The 17,224-nt window shown below is 70.1% G+C and carries 16 protein-coding genes and 1 pseudogene; 6 read left to right on the top strand and 11 right to left on the bottom strand.

What is annotated here, in order from left to right; translation table 11 throughout:
- Positions 1 to 44: 44 nt before the first annotated feature.
- Entirely contained in the window at positions 45 to 479 is a 435-nt protein-coding gene (gene panD, locus ACY34J_RS24875) for an aspartate 1-decarboxylase (RefSeq protein WP_462728842.1), read from the bottom strand.
- 202 nt (positions 480 to 681) lie between these two features.
- Here panD and ACY34J_RS24870 point away from each other — a divergent pair, with 202 nt between their 5' ends.
- The 3 genes from ACY34J_RS24870 to ACY34J_RS24860 all read left to right on the top strand — a co-directional run bounded on the left by ACY34J_RS24870 (position 682) and on the right by ACY34J_RS24860 (position 3,876).
- Positions 682 to 1,818: a site-2 protease family protein gene (locus tag ACY34J_RS24870; protein ID WP_462728844.1), complete on the top strand. Its 1,137-nt coding sequence runs from the start codon at positions 682 to 684 to the stop codon at positions 1,816 to 1,818.
- 95 nt (positions 1,819 to 1,913) lie between these two features.
- Positions 1,914 to 2,735 (top strand): SAM-dependent methyltransferase, encoded by an 822-nt coding sequence (locus tag ACY34J_RS24865; RefSeq protein ID WP_462728841.1) that lies wholly within the window; start codon positions 1,914 to 1,916, stop codon positions 2,733 to 2,735.
- Positions 2,736 to 2,967: 232 nt separating this feature from the next.
- Positions 2,968 to 3,876, top strand: coding sequence for a class I SAM-dependent methyltransferase (locus ACY34J_RS24860; protein WP_462728840.1), 909 nt, complete (start codon positions 2,968 to 2,970; stop codon positions 3,874 to 3,876).
- Between the two features lie 322 nt (positions 3,877 to 4,198).
- Here ACY34J_RS24860 and ACY34J_RS24855 read toward each other — a convergent pair.
- A pseudogene (locus ACY34J_RS24855) lies at positions 4,199 to 5,095 on the bottom strand (sensor histidine kinase); the annotation flags it as partial.
- Entirely contained in the window at positions 5,080 to 5,289 is a 210-nt protein-coding gene (locus ACY34J_RS24850; protein ID WP_462728845.1) for a hypothetical protein, read from the bottom strand. The pseudogene ACY34J_RS24855 and the gene ACY34J_RS24850, both read right to left, overlap by 16 nt.
- Positions 5,290 to 5,630: 341 nt before the next feature.
- Between ACY34J_RS24850 and ACY34J_RS24845 the strand changes: the two genes are divergently transcribed.
- Entirely contained in the window at positions 5,631 to 6,095 is a 465-nt protein-coding gene (locus ACY34J_RS24845) for an archease (protein ID WP_462728839.1), read from the top strand.
- Between the two features lie 5 nt (positions 6,096 to 6,100).
- On the opposite strand, the gene ACY34J_RS24840 is transcribed toward ACY34J_RS24845, so the two are convergent.
- The 4 genes from ACY34J_RS24840 to ACY34J_RS24825 all read right to left on the bottom strand — a co-directional run bounded on the left by ACY34J_RS24840 (position 6,101) and on the right by ACY34J_RS24825 (position 10,329).
- Positions 6,101 to 7,516 carry an RtcB family protein gene (locus tag ACY34J_RS24840; RefSeq protein WP_462728838.1) on the bottom strand — a complete coding sequence of 472 codons (1,416 nt, stop codon included), beginning with the start codon at positions 7,514 to 7,516 and terminating at the stop codon, positions 6,101 to 6,103.
- Positions 7,517 to 7,572: 56 nt separating this feature from the next.
- A complete protein-coding gene (locus ACY34J_RS24835) occupies positions 7,573 to 8,595 on the bottom strand; it encodes a cytochrome d ubiquinol oxidase subunit II (protein ID WP_462728837.1) in 1,023 nt (340 codons plus the stop codon).
- A gap of 53 nt (positions 8,596 to 8,648) precedes the next feature.
- The gene (locus tag ACY34J_RS24830) at positions 8,649 to 10,058 is read right to left on the bottom strand and encodes a cytochrome ubiquinol oxidase subunit I (protein ID WP_462728843.1); all 1,410 of its coding nucleotides are present in this window, start codon (positions 10,056 to 10,058) and stop codon (positions 8,649 to 8,651) included.
- Between the two features lie 145 nt (positions 10,059 to 10,203).
- The gene (locus tag ACY34J_RS24825) at positions 10,204 to 10,329 is read right to left on the bottom strand and encodes a hypothetical protein (protein WP_462728836.1); all 126 of its coding nucleotides are present in this window, start codon (positions 10,327 to 10,329) and stop codon (positions 10,204 to 10,206) included.
- A 118-nt stretch (positions 10,330 to 10,447) separates the two neighbouring features.
- Here ACY34J_RS24825 and ACY34J_RS24820 point away from each other — a divergent pair, with 118 nt between their 5' ends.
- On the top strand, positions 10,448 to 11,218 hold the full coding sequence (locus tag ACY34J_RS24820) for a 4'-phosphopantetheinyl transferase family protein (RefSeq protein ID WP_462728835.1): 771 nt from the start codon (positions 10,448 to 10,450) through the stop codon (positions 11,216 to 11,218).
- Positions 11,219 to 11,240: 22 nt separating this feature from the next.
- Here ACY34J_RS24820 and qcrB read toward each other — a convergent pair whose 3' ends face one another.
- From qcrB to ctaD, 3 genes are read right to left on the bottom strand one after another with little or no spacing between them, the layout of a single operon-like run.
- Positions 11,241 to 12,884 carry a cytochrome bc1 complex cytochrome b subunit gene (qcrB, locus tag ACY34J_RS24815; protein WP_462728834.1) on the bottom strand — a complete coding sequence of 548 codons (1,644 nt, stop codon included), beginning with the start codon at positions 12,882 to 12,884 and terminating at the stop codon, positions 11,241 to 11,243.
- A gap of 30 nt (positions 12,885 to 12,914) precedes the next feature.
- On the bottom strand, positions 12,915 to 13,304 hold the full coding sequence (gene ctaF / locus ACY34J_RS24810) for an aa3-type cytochrome oxidase subunit IV (RefSeq protein ID WP_462728833.1): 390 nt from the start codon (positions 13,302 to 13,304) through the stop codon (positions 12,915 to 12,917).
- Complete coding sequence (ctaD, locus tag ACY34J_RS24805) at positions 13,301 to 15,016, bottom strand: aa3-type cytochrome oxidase subunit I (RefSeq protein ID WP_462728832.1); 1,716 nt, start codon at positions 15,014 to 15,016, stop codon at positions 13,301 to 13,303. Before ctaD ends, ctaF begins: the two co-directional genes overlap by 4 nt.
- Positions 15,017 to 15,396: 380 nt before the next feature.
- Between ctaD and ACY34J_RS24800 the strand changes: the two genes are divergently transcribed.
- Complete coding sequence (locus ACY34J_RS24800; RefSeq protein WP_462728831.1) at positions 15,397 to 16,290, top strand: helix-turn-helix domain-containing protein; 894 nt, start codon at positions 15,397 to 15,399, stop codon at positions 16,288 to 16,290.
- Between the two features lie 9 nt (positions 16,291 to 16,299).
- Here ACY34J_RS24800 and ACY34J_RS24795 read toward each other — a convergent pair whose 3' ends face one another.
- On the bottom strand, positions 16,300 to 17,115 hold the full coding sequence (locus tag ACY34J_RS24795) for a uracil-DNA glycosylase (protein ID WP_462728830.1): 816 nt from the start codon (positions 17,113 to 17,115) through the stop codon (positions 16,300 to 16,302).
- Positions 17,116 to 17,224: the final 109 nt, after the last annotated feature.

Below are 17,224 nucleotides of genomic sequence, written 5' to 3'. Positions count from 1 at the left end.
GCCGCAAGCCGCCGTCGCGGCCACCCCACGCGAGAGCTGAGCCCTCAGCGATCCCCGGAGGCCGCTGCCGCAGCGTTCGGGCTGCGCTCCGTGCGGCTGCCGGGGACCGGCGCGGAGGTGTCCACGCCGAGCTCGATGATGCGGTTGGCCTCATCGACGTGCACGATCCGCGGGCGCAGGCTGCGCGCCTCGGCGTCGTCCACCTGTGCGTAACTGATCAGAATGACCAGGTCACCGGGGTGCACCAGATGCGCGGCCGCGCCGTTGATACCAATGACGCCGGAGCCCCGCCGGCCCTCGATGACATAGGTCTCCAGACGGGCTCCGTTGGTGATGTCCACGATGTGCACCAGCTCACCGGGCAGCAGGTCGGCCGCCTCCATGAGGTCGGCGTCCACCGTCACCGATCCCACGTAGTGCAGGTCGGCCTCGGTCACCGTGGCTCGGTGGATCTTGGACTTGAACATCGTGCGCAGCACAGGATCACACTCCTGACGGGCAAAGGGTCGCGCCCCCGCTCGGGGTACGCGCCGACGGCGCCCATGCTAACCGGCACCAGGCGGCCTGGGCCCGACCGGGTGGAGTGACACTGTGGTTGTGGAGCGCGCCGCGCTGGTCCGGTTCCTCGGCGTACGGGCCGGCCGGGCGGAGGCCGGTTGCCCCACCCGACGGGAGACGGCGATGAACGGCTCAGTGAGGATCGGACGAGTTCTCGGGGTGCCGCTGCGGATGCACTGGAGCGTGCCGCTGCTGATCGGCCTGCTCGGATACGGCCTGTACCACCAGACCCTGCCGACCTGGATCCCCGGACGCTCCACGGCCGTGTACACGGTCGCGAGTTTCGTCGGGGCGGTGCTGCTGCTCGGGAGCCTGCTGGCGCATGAGGCGGCGCACGCGGTGGCCGCCCGCCGGAAGGACGTCTCGGTGCAGGACGTGACGCTCTGGGCGCTGGGCGGGATGACCCGGATGGGCAAGCCCAGAACGGCTTCCGTGGCCCTGATCGTCGCCGTCAGCGGGCCGCTGACCAGCCTCGTCATCGGCGGAGCGGCACTGGGTGCCGGGATCGGGGTGCATGCCCTGACCGGCTGGGCAGTGCCCGCGGCAGTCCTGGTCTGGCTCGGCTGGGCCAACCTCGTGCTCGGCGTGTTCAACCTGCTGCCCGCCGCACCACTCGACGGGGGCCGGGTGGTGCAGGCCGTGATGTGGTGGCGTACCGGAGACCGGGAGCGGGCGGAGCGGGCCGCCGGCCGCAGCGGCCAGGTGATGGGCTGGGCCCTGATGGGCGTCGGCTGGCTCGCGGTGCTGCGCGGGTCGACGGGCGGCCTGTGGCTGACGCTCATCGGCCTGTTCATGGCGATCACCGCGGGCGCCGAGCGGCAGCGCGCCTCACTCGGGTCGGCTCTGCGCGGGGTACGAGCGGCCGACGCCATGTCGAGCCCCGTGACCACGGGTCCCGACTGGCTGACCGTGGACCGCTTCATCGACGAGGTTGCGATGGATTCGCGCCATTCTACGATTCCGCTTCTCGACTTCGACGGCCGCCCCAGCGGCATCGTACGGATTCCGCAGCTCGCGAAGGTGCCCGCCCAGAACCGGGCGGAGGTGCGCGCCCGCGACGTGGCGACCCCGCTGTCGCAGTGCACGATCGCCGCTCCCGACGAGCCGGTGACGGACGTCCTTGAGCGGATGCGGCCCGGGAGCGGCCTGCGGATTCTGGTCGTGGACGGCGGCCGGCTGGAAGGGATCATCACGGCCCACGACATCTCCCGGCTCATGCAGCGGCACACGCTGGGCGGCAGCACGGCGGCGGAGCGCTGAGCGAGGCCGGCCCTGCCGTCTCCGCTTCACGATCGGGAGTGGCCATTGCGCCGCTCTCGGTAGCCGTGACGGAACTCATCGTGCACATTAGGCACATGACAAATGATCAAACCAGCCCGCCCAGCATCGACACCCGCATTCCGCACTCGGCACGGATGTACGACTACTGGCTTGGCGGCAGCAGCAACTTCGCCGCCGACCGGGCCCTTGGACAGGCCTTCGAGCAGGCGATCCCCAGCATCCGGACCATGGCCCTGGAGAACCGCAGGTTCCTCGGCCGCGCCGTGCGCCACATGGCATCCGCCGGCATACGGCAGTTCCTCGACATAGGCGCCGGCATCCCGGCCGCGGGCGACACCCCCTCGGTCACCGCGATCGTCGCCCCGGACAGCCGCGTCGTCTGTATCGACAACGACCCGATCGTCCACGCCCACGCGCAGGCCCACGCCCAGTCCCTGGCGACCGACGGCGAACCGGGCAGAACCGCTTACCTGCAGGCCGACCTGAGCCGGCCCGACGAGCTGCTCAAGGCCCCTGCCCTCACCGGCGCCCTCGACCTCAACCAGCCCGTCGGCCTGCTGCTGGTGGCCGTGCTCATGCTCGTCCGCGACGAGGACGACCCCTGGAGCAGCGTCGCGACCCTGCTGGACGCCCTTCCGGCCGGCAGTCATGTCGCCGTCACCCACCCCACCCAGGACTTCAACCCCGAGGCCATGGCCCAGGTCGTCCAGGCCGCCGAACAGGGCCGGATGACCCTCGTCCCGCGTAACCGGGAGGAGGTCGAGCGGTTCTTCGGCGACTGGGAGCCGGTCGAGCCCGGCATCGTGCCCGTCATGAGCTGGCGTCCGGAAGGCGAGCCGCCCGCCGACCCCACCGCCGCCTACTACTGGGCCGGCGTCGCCCGCAAGAACTCCTGACCCGTGCCGCGGCCTCCCCGGCCGGCTTCCGCGGCCCCTCCCCGGGCACCGCGGAAGCCGGGACCAACCGACAGATGAACCTCGGGTGACCGCCCGATGAAACCTGCATGCCCAGCAACGCTCTGGCCTGCACCGGCACACAAACCACACAGCAGGTATGGCTCCGTGACGCTTTTTGACCCCTACTGTGGCGGCCGTTCCGCCTGTACCCTCCCGCACCGAGGACGACACCATGACGGCAGCCCTCACGCCCGCAGCGCAGCAGCCCCGTCGGTTCGACGACGTCAAGGGGTGGTTCCCGCCCCTTGACCAGGTGCTCTTCGACCGACTCCTCGCCCGCCAGGAGCGTCTGGACGAGCGCGGCGACCTCCTGGAGATGGGCGCCTACCTGGGCAAGAGCGCCATCTTCACCGGCAGCTTCCAGCGGGAGGGCGAGCGCTTCACCGTCTGTGACCTCTTCGACGCCCCGGCACCGGACGAGCAGAACGCGGCGGAGACACGGAAGTCGTACGCCACGCTGACCCGCGTCGCCTTCGAGCAGAACTATCTGGCCTTCCACGACGAGCTGCCGCATGTCGTACAGGCCCCCACCTCCGAGCTTCCGCACCTCGTCGAGGCGGGTACCTGCCGTTTCGTCCACGTCGACGCCTCGCATCTGTACGAGCACGTGGCGCTCGACATCGACACGGCCCGCAAGGTCCTGGTGCCCGGGGGCGTGGTCGTACTGGACGACTTCCGTTCCGAGCACACACCGGGCGTGGCCGCCGCCACCTGGGAGGCGGTGTTCAACCGCGGACTGCGGCCGGTCTGCCTCAGCACGCAGAAGTTCTACGGCACTTGGGACGACCCGGAGCCGCTGCAGGCGGAGCTGCTCGCCGAGGCGGAGCAGCGCGGCGACATCAACATCAGCAAGCAGGAGATCGCGGGGCAGCCGGTGCTGCGCTTCTCGGGCCGCCCGAAGAACCCGGCCCTCCCCCAGTCCCGCTTCGCCGAAGCTCCGGCCCCGGTCGGGGAGGCCGAGGCTCGCGTCCCTGCTCCGCGCACCGCGGGCCGCTCCCAGGCCCGCCGCCTCGCAGCGGATCTCCTTCCTCCGGTCGTTACGCGCGCCCTGCGCCGCCGTGGCAACCAGCGTTCACGTTGAGTACGAATACGCTCACCTGAACCCACGCTCGGGATTGCGATTGATCAAATATGGGCAGAGCACGATCGCCCTGCCCATCTGCCGCCGGCGGCCGCCGACCACGGCACGCCGGCGGCCCACGACCGGAGAAGACATGGAGAACCGCCTCGTCGTCGAGACCGCCCCTAGCGGCGGCACGGGGTTCGACGAGACTCAAGTACCTCTGTACTACACGCGGAAGACCGCCGACATCCTCCACAAGTACGGCCCCGGGCCCCGAGTCCACTTCCACATGGCCTGTTCGACCCTGGTGCCCCGCCGAACACCACGGTCGCGCAGCGCGTCATACGGCAGCGGATCCTGGACTCCCTGGAGGCCGTACTGGACCACGCCGCCACGTCCTGGGGGGTGCCGCGCCGTCCGCCGGCCTCCCTCCTGGACATCGGCTGCGGCCTGGGCGGCGGCTCCATAGCCCGAGGCGCCGGCGCAGGTTCCGGCACGGCCGCCGGAAGCGGCGCGGAACGGATCTGCCCCGGGATCGCGGCCGGCGCCACCTGTCCCATAGTTGACGTGGGCGGCGTGAAGGTCGCGGGCAGCGAGGTGGGTGACGGCTCGTCAGCGATGAAACATACCGCAGGCTGTCCTCCGAGACCGCCAGCTGAAGGTCGGGCAGCCGCATCATCAAGGTGTCGATGCCGCGCTGCGGCAGCCCGCTCGCGGTCCGCCCGGTCACGACCGGGATGTCGTCCACCGTCCCGGCCGGAGCGGGGATGGCCGGGGAAGGCCGCGGGCCCGTGGCCTGGCGGGAGGCCGCGCCGGGTTGCGGCGTCCTGGACGAGGCGGGCCCGTACGAGGCTCCGATGCCGTGCGCCCTGCCGGTCGCGGGAGCGGTGGTGATCAGCTCCTGCGGTACGACCAGCACGGCGCGGACGCCTCCGTACGCCGAAGTCCGCAACGACACCTGGAAGTTGTACGCCTGCGCCAGCCGGCCGACCACGGCCAGGCCCAGTCGCGGGGTCTCCCCCAGGTCGTTGAGGTCGATTCCCTCCTGAGCCTGCTGCAGCACCCGCTCGGCCCGCTTACGGGCCTCCTCGCTCATGCTGACGCCGCCGTCCTCGATCTCGATGGCGATACCTGACTGCACATCAACGGCGGTCAGATGCACCGGAGTCTGCGGCGGCGAGTAGCGGGTGGCGTTGTCCAGCAGCTCGGCCAGGGCATGGATCAGCGGCTCCACCGCCGGTCGTGCACCGCGGACCGGTGACGCAGCGCTGCCACCGCCCGGCCCCGGCGCGCGGCCTCCGCCGCGGCGCCCGCCACCGAGAGAGTCGCCAGAGAACCGATCCAGGCGACCGGCGTGCGCGCGGCCGAGGAAACCACCGACATCGCGACGATCGACGCCGCGGCCGTCACCGCGGCAGGAAGTATCCACACCAGCGCCGAGGCAGACCGTGAACCCCCGGGTGACGATCCATCTCGAACCATCAGCACCCTCAAAATATTGAAATTTGCGAGACGAAGAAGGACACAGCGTCGGTCGCGGCAGGCCTGTCACAGAGGTCACCTGTGGTAACTGCCGTAATACGCTGAGCCGGACCAGCATAGCCAGCCTTGATCGATCACTGATGCCGGGTCACCATGACATTTACGTGAAGGATGCGCCCAGCGGGGCAACCGCTGCCAAGGCGCGGATCCGGCCGGCCGGGTGCGATCCGCGGGCATCGGCGGCATCCGTCGATGGGCGACTGCCAGCGGTCGTGTCTAGTCTCGTAGACATGGCAGGGCCGGTGCCGAGCTCGGTGCGCGGGCATCGCGCGGTTCCGCACACCGCGGATGTCCGCCTCGAGGCATGGGCGCCGACCCGTGACGAGTGCATCGCGGAGGCCGTGCTCGCCCTCGTGGAGTCGTTCGCCGACGTCTCGCCCGTCCGGCCCGAACGGGTCGTGACGCTCTCGGTGCCGGAAGGACCGGACGAGGACTTGCTGCTGGCGGTCCTCGACGAGGTGATCTACCGGCTGGAGGTCTACGGGGAGGTGCCGGTCGATGTCGAGGCGGTCGATGTCGAGGAGGACACCGCCGAGGAGGAGGCCGAGGAGGGGGGTCTCGACCTGCGTCTCGCCGTGGCCGACGCCGACATCGTCGAACCCGTCGGTGCGGCGCCGAAGGCGGTGTCCCTGCACGGGCTCCGCTTCACCACGGACCACGGGCGGTGGTCCTGCGCGGTGATCGTGGACGTCTGAAGCCCTCACCCCTTGACCACGCCGAGCGGGGTGAGCCGGGCGACCCGGCGGCACAGGCCCGCGGCCTCGCTGGTCTCCACCACGGCGTCGACATCCTTGTATGCCTCCGGCGTCTCCTCCGCCAGGCCCTTCCAGGTGTCGGCGCGTACCGCGATCCCCTGGCCCTCGAGCTTGGCGCGCAGCTGCTTGCCCGGCACGGTCTTGACGGCCGCGTGCCTGCTGAGCACCCGGCCGGCGCCGTGGCAGGTGGAGTAGAACGCCTGCCCGCCGGGCACCCCGGTGAGCACGTACGAGGCCGTGCCCATGGTCCCCGGGATGAGGACGGGCTGGCCGACGGGGCGCAGGTCCGGCGGCAATTCCGGGTGGCCGGGCGGCAGCGCCCGGGTGGCTCCCTTGCGGTGGACGCACAGCCGGCGGGTGGCGCCGTCCACGTCGTGGGACTCGACCTTGGCGAGGTTGTGGGACACGTCGTATACGAGGTCGAGGGGGGCGCCGGTGACCCGGGCGAAGACCTGGCGCGCGGCGTCGGCGAGCAGGTGCCGGTTGGCCCGGCCGTAGTTGGCCGCCGCGGCCATCGCCCCCAGGTAGGCCCGGCCCCTCGAGGAGTCGACGGGGGCGCAGGCCAGCTGCCGGTCGGGCACCTGGATGCCGTGGCGGGGCATATCCGCCTCCATCGCCCGGACGTGATCGGTGCAGATCTGGTGGCCGAGGCCGCGCGATCCGCAGTGGATCATCACGCAGACCTGGCCCATCCGCAGCCCGAACACCTCCGCTGCCGCCTCGTCGTACACCTCGTCGACCTGCTGCACCTCCAGGAAGTGGTTGCCCCCGCCCAGGCTGCCCACCTGGCCGAGGCCACGCTCCAGCGCCCGTTCGCTGACCTGCTCCGCGTCGGCGTCGCCGACCGCGCCTTCGTCCTCGCACCGCGACAGGTCGCGCGGCTCGCCGTGCCCCTGTTCCACCGCGTACCGCGACCCGCCGGTCAGCACCTTCTCCAGCTGTGCCCGCCCCGTGAGGTGCCAGACCGCGCCGCGGCGCATGCCCCGCGGGGTCGTACGGTCCAGCCCGTCCATCAGCCGGTCGCGCAGCCCACGCAGCTCCCTGGCTTCAAGGTCGGCGGCGAGCAGCCGGACTCCGCAGGAGATGTCGAAGCCGACGCCGCCGGGCGAGACGACGCCGCCCCGCTCGATGTCGGTCGCGGCCACCCCGCCGATCGGGAAGCCGTAGCCCCAGTGCACATCCGGCATCGCATACGAGGCCTTGACGATGCCGGGCAGCGACGCGACGTTGACGACCTGTTGAAGCGCCTGGTCGCCGCCTTCGGGCAGCAGCGAGCGCGAGGCGAACACGACGCCGGGGACCCGCATGGGGCCGTGGCGGTCGATCCGGAATCGGTAGGGGGTTTCCTGGACCATGTCCATACGGCGTCGACCTTTCGAGGGTGTCCCGCCACCCACACCCTCCAGGATGGGTCGCCTCAGCGCGCGCTGTCGACCGGGTGGTCCCCCGCTCCGGGGCGGCCGCGCTGGAAGATCGCGTACAGCCACCACAGCGACGGCACCAGGAAGACCGCTCCCACCGCGAGGCCGGCCAGACATGCGGCCAGGACCGTGTCATGCGACGCCGCCTCGGCCACGGTGACCTCGGGCACGAGCATGTACGGATACTGCGCGGCGCCCCACGCCCACAGGATGGCCGCGACGGCCAGCGCCGCGACGACCCGGGCCGCGTGCGGCCGGCGGCGCAGCAGGGTGAGCGCCACCAGCCCGGCGCAGGCGCTGAGGACGACCAGGGGCAGTGCCCGGTGGGTGAGCCCGTGGAAGAGCCTCGGCGCATCGGCGTGCAGGATCGCGATCCCGACGAGGGCGACGGCACCGCAGACCAGTCCGCTGATCAGGGCGCGGCGCCAGAACCATGCCATGAGTTCGGGGCTGCCTTCCCGGGCGGCGTCCGCGCACAGGTAGACGGCGGCCAGATGGGCGCAGGTGAGCACGGCCAGTACGCCTCCCAGCAGGGACGTCGGATTCAGCCAGCTGGTGATCACATCGCCTTGGGCGAGCCCCGGTGGCACCCGCCCGGAGGCGATACCGCCCGCGACCGTCCCGAGGAAGAACGGGGTGAGGACCGAGGAGAGGGCGAAACAGGCGCCGAACAGTCGCTGTTGCCACACCTCGGTGCTGGCCTTGCGGAAGGCGAAGGCGGCCCCGCGCGCGATGATGCCCAGCGCGGCCAGGGTCAGCGGGATGTACAGGGTGGACATCACGGCGGCGAACACGGGCGAGAACCCCGCCCAGAGCAGGACGACCACGAAGATCAGCCAGACGTGGTTCGCCTCCCACACGGGAGCGATCGTGTGCTCGATGAGCTTGCGCCGCGGCATCCCGCGCTCAGTGCCGCCGGCCAGCAGGTCCCACAGGCCGGCGCCGAAGTCGGCCCCGCCGAACAGCGCGTAGCAGGTCAGCCCCACCCACATCACGGCGAGCGTCGCCTCGGCGAGCATCCGACCTCCGGTCTGACGGTTTTCCCGGGCCGCGGTGGCCACGGCACGGGCTCTCAGGTCACGGGGTATTCCTCGACGTCGCTCTCCTGCGGAGCGATCGGGACGGGCCTGGCCTGGGCCAGCCGGCGCAGCACGTACACGGTGGCCACGGTCATCGCGGCGTAGACCAGCAGCACCAGCCACAGCCCGTTCATCAGGCCCGGGGCGGGGTTCACCGCCTCCCGTACAGTCATCAGGCTCTGTACCACCCACGGTTGACGGCCCAGTTCGGTGACCACCCAGCCGCACTCCAGGGCCACGACCGCCGCCGGACCGGTGAGCGCGGCCAGCCACAGGAAGACCCGCATGCCGCGCAGCCGCAGCAGGTCGTCCTGGCCTCCCCGGCGCCGTACGGTCCCCCACCGCCACCGGGCGAGCAGCAGCCACAGGCCCATGGCCAGCAGGAACATGCCGACGGCCACCATCACGTCGAAGGCCAGATGGACTGCCGTGACGGCGGGCCAGAGCGGCCGCGGCACTTCCTCCAGTCCCCGGACGACGGTCGACGGGCTGTACCCGATCAGCAGCGACAGGCCATTGGGGATCTCCAGCCCGTACCGCAGTCCCCCGTCCCGGGCGATTCCGCCGATGGTCAGGGGCACATGGTCGTGGGTGCGGTAGACGCCTTCCATCGCCGCGAGTTTGACCGGCTGGTACTCGGCGACAAAACGTGCGGCCCAGTCGCCCACGACGAGTTGGAATGGGGTGACCACGGCTCCGAGGACGAACGGGGTGAAGAACCCGGCCCGGTGGTAGGCGTCGTTACGGCCACGCAGCAGGGCGACCGCGTACACGCTCGCCGTCAGGAAGGCCGCGACCATGAGGGCGGCCAGAATCATGTGCACCGTCTGCGGCGGGCTCGCCGGATTCATCATGGCCGCCCAGGGGTCGACGGAAGCCACCTGCCCGTCGCGCAATGTGAAGCCCCGCGGCTGGTTCATCCAGGCGTTGGCACACACGACGAAGAAGGCCGAGGCCACTCCGGCGATGACGATCGGAATGCCGGTCAGCAGGTGCTGGCGGGGCGGCAGACGGTCCCAGGCGTACAGATAGATCCCCAGAAAGATCGCCTCGATGAAGAAGGCGATCCCCTCGAGGGCGAACGGCAATCCGAGCACCTGCCCGTAACGGCCCATCAGCCCGGGCCAGAGCAGCCCCATCTCGAAGCTGAGGATGGTGCCGGACACCGCGCCGACGGCGAAGAGCACGCCCATGGCCCGTGCCCAGCGGCGGGCCAGCAGCCGGAGGGCGGGATCTCCGGTCCGCCAGCCTCGCCACTCGACGATCAGTGTGAGGAGCGGCAGTCCGACGCCCAGGCAGGCGACCACGATGTGCCATGCGAGGGAGAACCCCATCTGGGCCCGCGCGGCCGACAGATCGCCCGGCGTGGCGGCGTCGGCGAGCCAGGTTTGCCGCTGCCACAGTCCTGGGGCAGGCGGCCGCGCGAGCTCAGACAGAAGGTCGGCGACGGACACGCGGGCTCCCCTGACAGACAGGCTGATTCGGCTGCCAGGCCTTACCCGCCCCTTCCAGGGTCAAAACGGGACACACCGCCAACGGCGGCACAGCTCACCCGGCCGCCGGTGCCGGGTACCGCTTGGGCAGATCCATGCCGCGCTGCTTCATCACCTCGCGCAGCCGGTCCGGGTAGTCGGTGATCAGGCCGTCCACGCCGTCGTCGATGAGCTTGTTCATCGTGGCCGGGTCGTCCACGGCGGTGCCCGCGTCGGGCCGGCCCCGTGGGCAGCTCCGCGGCGGCCGTACGCGACCGGTAGGGTGATCAGGCTTTGAGCTTTCGAGGGGGACAGACCGCATGACCGCCGCACACGGGGCGCCTGACGGCCCGAAACTGCTCGGCCGGGACCCACTGCCCGCTCCGCTACGGGGTGGCGTGTGGGCGGCGGACCGACCGCGGCTGTGGCTGGTCCGGGTGTCGGAGTACGGGCCCGCCGCCGACGCCGGGCACCGGCACGTTCTCGACGCCGAGGAGCGCGCCCGCGCCGACGCCTTCATACGAGCCTCCGACCGACAGCGGTACCAGGTCGCCCACAGCGCGCTGCGCCGGCTGCTCGGGTCGTATCTGGACACCGACCCGGCAGCGGTCGAGCTGATCCGTGAGCCCTGCCCTTCTTGTGGCGGCCCGCACGGCCGCCCGGCAGTCCCCGGTGCGCCGGTGCACTTCTCTCTCTCGCACGCGCAGGATCTGGTCCTGCTCGCCTTCGCGGGCGTACCGGCCGGGGTCGATGTCGAGGCGGTCCCGTCGGCGGAGACCGTGGACGCGGTCATGTCCTCGCTGCACCCGGAGGAACGCGCCGAACTCGCCGCCACGCCCGAGGAGATGCGTCCGGCCGCCTTCGCCCGCTGCTGGACCCGCAAGGAGGCCTATCTCAAGGCGACCGGCACCGGCCTGGCCGAGGATCCGTCAGTCACCTACGTCGGCGCCGGGCCCGTTCCCGCGCAGCTCACCGGCTGGTCGATGACCGATGTACCGGTGGGCGCGGGTTACGCGGCGGCCTGTGCCGTGCGCCGCGCCGGCTTCCAGAACGCTCGGCTCGTGGCCGATGCGCGGCCCGCGCAGCATTGAGCGATCGGCCTTGCGGCCCGCGCTACCCGAGTTCCCTTCTCGCCGGTCCGGCGGTCCTGGCCGCGATTTCCCTGCGCTGCTCGGGCGAGGCGGGCAACTCCACGGTGTCCTGGTGGTACCAGGTGCTCAGCGCCACGCGCAGCCGCTGCAGGAGTGCGGGCCGGGCGGCCATGCCTTCCGCGGTGAGCTGGAGGGGGCGCTGGACGTCTCGCAGCAGCAAGGTGTACCGCTCCTCCGGGGGGAGCGGGGTACGCGCCTCCACCATCCCTCCTTCCACCAGCTGACTGATGAGTCCGGTCTCATCGCCCTCGAGCAGACGCTCACGATCGTGCGCCTGCAGTGCCAGGCACAGCCGCTTGGTGGCCATGAACACGATGATCGGAGCCAGGATGAGGGCCACGCGCAGCACCCAGGTCAGGGCGCCCAGCGATACGTCCAGCACGTACGCGATCACATCGTTGCCGCCGGCGATGAGAAGCACGGTGTAGAAGGTGATCCCGGCGGCGCCGAGGGCGGTCCGGGTGGGCCGGTTCCGTGGCCGGTCACACAGATGGTGCTCACCGGTGTCCCCCGTGACCCATGCTTCGAAGAACGGGTACGCGTACAGGCACATGAAGAGCAGCGCCGGGAGGATCACGGCCGGAAGCAGGACGTTCCACATGAAAGTGTGGCCGAACACGGTGGTCTCCCATGCCGGGACCAGCCGAAGCGCTCCCTCGAGGAACCCGACGTACCAGTCCGGCTGGGAGCCGACACTGTCCTGATCCGGACGATAGGGGCCGTAGTCGTACACCGGATTGACCTGGACCAGGCCGCTGATCAGGGCCAGGACCCCGGACACCAGGAAAAACAGTCCGCTCGCCTTGGCGATGAACTGGGGAAAGGTCGCACGGCCGACCGCATTCCGGTTCGTCCTGCCGGGGATTCCCCACTGGGTGTGTTTGAGATGGACCACCAGGATCAGATGCACGACGACCAGCGCGATCAGAATGCCGGGCACGAGCAGAATGTGGGTCACATACAGCCGGGGAATGATGTCGTCACCGGGGTACTGTCCGCCGAACGCGAAGAAGCTGACATACGTGCCCACAAGCGGGATCGACAGCATGATTCCCTGCGCGATCCTCAGACCGGTCCCGGAGAGCAGGTCGTCCGGTAGCGAATAGCCGCAGAACCCCTCGAGCAGGGACAGCATGAACAGCGTCACGCCGATCAGCCAGTTGACTTCCCGGGGCCTGCGAAAGGCGCCGGTGAAGAACATCCGCAGCATGTGCAGGACGACGGCCGCCAGGAACACCAGGGCCGCCCAGTGGTGGATCTGCCGCATGAGCAGCCCGCCCCGGACGTCGAAGCTGATGCGCAGCGTGGAGGAGTACGCCTCCGTCATCCGCACTCCCTGGAGCGGGACATAGGAACCGGTGTAACGGACCTCGGACATGCTCGGATTGAAGAAGAAGGTGAGAAAGATCCCGGTCAGCACCAGCACCACCAGGCTGTACAGCGCGATCTCACCCAGCAGGAAGGACCAGTGATCCGGAAACGCCTTCCGGAGCAACTGCCGGCCTGCCTCGCTCACGGGCAGTCGGCCGTCCAGAAACGCGAAGCCGCGCTCGGCCCCGTGCTCCGCCTTGGCCGTCAGCCGTGCTTTCCTGCGCGAGAACAGCATCCACCACTCTCCCTCTCGCCCACGACAGCCTTACACTCCGCGGTCCTTGTGCTGGAAGACGAATCCCGCGATGCCGGGCGCCAACGCGCCGACGCCGATGATGAACAACCAGAGTCCGTAGACGACTCCGAGCCCGAGCAGCGCGGTTGCCGCGGCCGTGAGGACGGGGTAATAGCTGCGCGGCGGGAAGAACTCGAGCGGGCCGGCGGTCTCATGGACCGGTACGTTCTTCCGGTCCTGCGCCCGCTCGCCCCGCCGTACGTACTGTGTCCAGCAGAAGAACGAAATGAGAGCGGACATCAGGAACGAGACCGTAAGGGCGGCGGTTCCCGCCGGTTCGTAGGAGAACCATGCGTAGACCACATCGGTGGCGGCGAAGAACACCGCCACTCCCGCGAACATGAGCGCTTCCGCCTTCACCGCGTCACCTGCCCGATCGCCTCCGGCCCGGGCGGCTGCGGGCCGCCTGCTCCGGCGCTCCCCTCCGCCACCTCCGGATGATGCAGGTCGAATGCCGGAGACTCGGAGCGGATCCTCGGCAGCGCATCGAAGTTGTGCCGGGGCGGCGGGCAACTGGTGGCCCACTCCAGGGACCTGCCCCAGCCCCACGGGTCGTCCTGGGTCACCTTGGTTCCGTACTCCGCCGTCTTCCAGACGTTGTAGAGGAACACCAGCGTGGACAGGCCCAGGAGAAAGGCGCCGATGGTGGAAATGGTGTTGAGGGTGGTGAATCCGTCGGCGGCCAGATAGTCGGCGTATCGGCGTGGCATGCCCTGCTCACCCAGCCAGTGGTGCACCAGAAAGGTGCCCTGGAACCCCACGAAGAGCGTCCAGTAATGGATCTTTCCAAGGCGATCGTCGAGCATACGCCCCGTCATTTTCGGCCACCAGAAGTAGAACCCGGCGAAGGTGGCGAAGACGATCGTGCCGAAGAGCACGTAGTGCAGATGCGCGACGATGAAGTACGAGTCCGTCAGATGGAAGTCCAGCGGGGGCGAGGCGATCAGCACACCGGACAGCCCGCCCAGGAGGAAGGTGACCAGGAATCCGATCGCAAAGAGCATGGGCGTCTCGAAGGAGAGAGATCCCCGCATCATCGTGCCGATCCAGTTGAAGAACTTCACCCCGGTGGGCACCGCGATCACAAACGACAGCAGCGCGAAGAAGGGCAGCAGTACGGCACCCGTCGCGAACATGTGGTGCGCCCAGACCGTCGCGGACAGACCGGTGATGACCATCGTGGCACCGATCAACGCCACGTACCCGAAGAGCGGCTTACGGCTGAAGACCGGGATGACTTCCGAGATGATGCCGAAGAACGGCAGAGCCACGATGTAGACCTCGGGATGGGCGAAGAACCAGAACAGGTGCTGCCACAGCAGGGCGCCGCCGTTGGCGGCATCGAAGACATGCGCGCCGAACTTCCGGTCCGCCTCCAGGGCCAGCAGTGTCGCGGTGAGCACGGGGAACGCCAGCAGTGCCAGAATCGACGTGAACAGAACGGTCCAGGTGAACAACGGCATCCGGAACAGCGTCATGCCCGGAGCACGCAGACAGACGATGGTGGTGATGAAATTGACGGAGCCGAGAATGGTGCTCAGTCCCGCCACCACGAGCCCCATCGTCCACAGATCGCCGCCCGTTCCGGGACTGAAGTACGCGCTGTTCAGCGGTGCGTAGGCGAACCAGCCGAAGGACGCGGCCCCGTTCGCGGTGAGAAAGCCGCCGAGCACCATCAGGCCGCCGAACAGGAACACCCAGTAGGTGAAGGCGTTGAGGCGGGGAAAGGCCACATCGGGCGAGCCGATCTGCAGCGGCATGACGGCATTGGCGAAACCGGTGAAGGTGGGGGTGGCGAACAGCAGCATCATGATCGTGCCGTGCATGGTGAACAGCTGGTCGTACTGCTCGGCACTCAGGATCTGCATGCCGGGCCGGGCCAGCTCGGCGCGCATCAGCATCGCCATCGCCCCGGCCACCAGGAAGAACCCGAAGGATGTGACGAGATACAGGTTCCCGATCACCTTGTGGTCCGTGGTCGTCAGCCAGCCGAGGAGCGCCTTGCCGAGCCGTAGCCGCCGCTCGGTGCCGGGCGCGGCTGTCCTCGCCTGCTCCTCCTCCGCCGTATCCATCGGACCTCCTAGCGCTGCCGGGACCCACCCGGAAGGCCGATTTCGCCGACCAGGCGTGCAGGGGGACGTGCCCCTCGGTACCGCTGACCAGATACCGAAACGCGCCTCACAGCTGGGCTCCGCGTGGCAGTGGCTCGGCTCATCGTGCCGAAGTCGCCGCGCGCCCGGCCCGCCGCCACGCCGAGGCTCCACCGGCCGGGTGGCCGGTTGCGTACACAGGCCCGCCTGCCGTGAACCGGCTTGCCCCTTTGCGTCACCGCAACGCCTCGCGGTGAACCACGCTCTGCGTTGCACGATCCGCCGCAAGGCGTTGAACTGTGATGACAGTCATCAATCTCGTAGCTACCGCTGGCACCGACCTGGTGCGCTGGTGACCACTCATGGTGAAAAGCCGACAGACCACACCCCGGGAGATCCCGGAGATCACCTTCACCCCTCCCGTCGGCACGCCGGCCGGCGTGGAGGTGATGTCCCTGGCCCAGCTGCGCTCCCACGCCCCCGAAGGGATCCTGGCCGCGCCCCAACGTCCCGACTTCCACCATCTGCTCACCCTGCGGAGCGGCACCCTGTGGCACGCGGTGGACTTCACCGGCTATGCCCTGGAGCCGGACTCATGGCTGTGGGTGCGGCCCGGGCAGGTGCAGCAGTGGGGCGATCTGAGCGCGGCCGAGGGCACACTCGTCCTCTTCGAATCGGGGTTCCTGGACCGGGCCACCGTCGCCGCCGCGCACCTCGACGAGCGGTTCGGCCCCGTCGTACAGCACCCGGGCGGCGAGGACCGGGTGGCGCTGCGCACCGCACTGGACCACCTGGAACAGGAATTCGCCGGCGGCAAGGGGCTGCCGCTGGAGGTCCACATCGCCCTGCTGCGCCACCTGCTCGCCGTACTGGTTCTGCGCCTCGCCCATCCGACCGCGCCCGTCGTCACCGGCGCCACCGAGCCGAGCGAGGCGTATCTGCGCTTCCGTGACGCCGTCGAGCGCGACTTCGCCCGCACCCGCCGCGTCGAGGACTACGCCCATACGCTCGGCTACTCGGCGCGCACCCTGTCCCGGGCCACTCTCGCCACCGTCGGTGTCGGAGCGAAGGAGTTCGTGGACCGCCGGGTGATCCTGGAGGCCAAGCGGCTGCTCGCACACAGCGACCAGTCCGCCACCTGGATCGCGGGCCGGCTCGGCTTCCACGACGCCACGAACTTCAGCAAGTTCTTCCACCAGCGCACCGGGACCACCCCGATGGCGTTCCGGGCCGCGGTGCGCGGCGGCAGGCCGTGACCGAAGCCCTCACCCCGTGGGTCTGCCGGGCCGCACCGCGCCGAGACCCGCGAGGTCGGCTCCGCGGCTGAGCACCTCGCACAGCATGGAGAAGGTGAGCTTCCCGGTGAACGTATTGCGCTGACTCGGGTGATAGCAGCCGAGGAGATGCAGTTCATGCGGCTCGTGCCCGGAGGGGCCGGCTGGCAGGGTCAGATGGGTTCCATGGCCGAAGACGGGACGGGGGCGCGGCACCTGCCAGCCCGCGTCCGCGAGGACCGGAAGCAGCGCCTGCCAGCCGAAGGCCCCAAGCACCACCACGGCGCGCAGGGTCGGGCCCAGCAGCTCCAGCTCGCGCGCCAGCCAGGGGCGGCAGGTGTCCCGCTCCGCCGGGGTGGGCCTGTTGTGCGGTGGCGCGCAGTGCACCGGCGCGGTGATGCGTACGCCGCGCAGCTCCAGCCCGTCGCCGCGGTGCGTGGACGTCGGCTGGGAGGCGAGTCCGATGGCGTGCAGTGCGGCGTAGAGGATGTCCCCGGAGGCGTCCCCGGTGAACATCCGACCGGTCCGGTTGCCTCCGTGTGCCGCGGGGGCGAGCCCGACCACGGCCAGCGCGGCGTCCGGCGGGCCGAAGCCCGGCACCGGCCTCCCCCAGTACTCCCAGTCCTGGAAGCCCGCGCGTCTGACCGCGGCGACATGCTCACGCCAGGCCACCAGCCGCGGGCACGCCCGGCATTCGGCCACCGCCGCGTCCAGCTCGGCGAACCCGGCGCAGTGCGGGGCACGGCGGGCCGGGAAATCCGGGTCATCGGGCCGCGCGGGTGCGTTCGCCCGTTCAGCGCTGTCCATCCCACCACGCTATGCCCGCCGGATCGCCGCGCCGTAACGGCCTGTACACGGGCGTCCACCGTCGCTGACCCGCGAACGCGTCTACGCTCGAAGCATCGGCCAGCGGTTC

The organism is Streptomyces sp. HSS9-12 (genome assembly GCF_054963655.1).
The sequence above is the reverse complement of the archived record's forward strand: the minus strand, read 5'-3'. Positions and strand labels throughout refer to the sequence as shown.

Bases quoted from the DNA above. Each gene is read 5' to 3' on its own strand.
- ACY34J_RS24870 (WP_462728844.1), top strand. From the start codon at position 682: ATGAACGGCTCAGTGAGGATCGGACGAGTTCTCGGGGTGCCGCTGCGG.
- ACY34J_RS24865 (WP_462728841.1), top strand. From the start codon at position 1,914: ATGACAAATGATCAAACCAGCCCGCCCAGCATCGACACCCGCATTCCG.
- ACY34J_RS24860 (WP_462728840.1), top strand. From the start codon at position 2,968: ATGACGGCAGCCCTCACGCCCGCAGCGCAGCAGCCCCGTCGGTTCGAC.
- ACY34J_RS24845 (WP_462728839.1), top strand. From the start codon at position 5,631: ATGGCAGGGCCGGTGCCGAGCTCGGTGCGCGGGCATCGCGCGGTTCCG.
- ACY34J_RS24840 (WP_462728838.1), bottom strand. From the start codon at position 7,516: ATGGACATGGTCCAGGAAACCCCCTACCGATTCCGGATCGACCGCCAC.
- ACY34J_RS24835 (WP_462728837.1), bottom strand. From the start codon at position 8,595: ATGCTCGCCGAGGCGACGCTCGCCGTGATGTGGGTGGGGCTGACCTGC.
- ACY34J_RS24825 (WP_462728836.1), bottom strand. From the start codon at position 10,329: ATGAACAAGCTCATCGACGACGGCGTGGACGGCCTGATCACCGACTAC.
- ACY34J_RS24820 (WP_462728835.1), top strand. From the start codon at position 10,448: ATGACCGCCGCACACGGGGCGCCTGACGGCCCGAAACTGCTCGGCCGG.
- qcrB (WP_462728834.1), bottom strand. From the start codon at position 12,884: ATGCTGTTCTCGCGCAGGAAAGCACGGCTGACGGCCAAGGCGGAGCAC.
- ctaD (WP_462728832.1), bottom strand. From the start codon at position 15,016: ATGGATACGGCGGAGGAGGAGCAGGCGAGGACAGCCGCGCCCGGCACC.
- ACY34J_RS24800 (WP_462728831.1), top strand. From the start codon at position 15,397: ATGGTGAAAAGCCGACAGACCACACCCCGGGAGATCCCGGAGATCACC.
- ACY34J_RS24795 (WP_462728830.1), bottom strand. From the start codon at position 17,115: ATGGACAGCGCTGAACGGGCGAACGCACCCGCGCGGCCCGATGACCCG.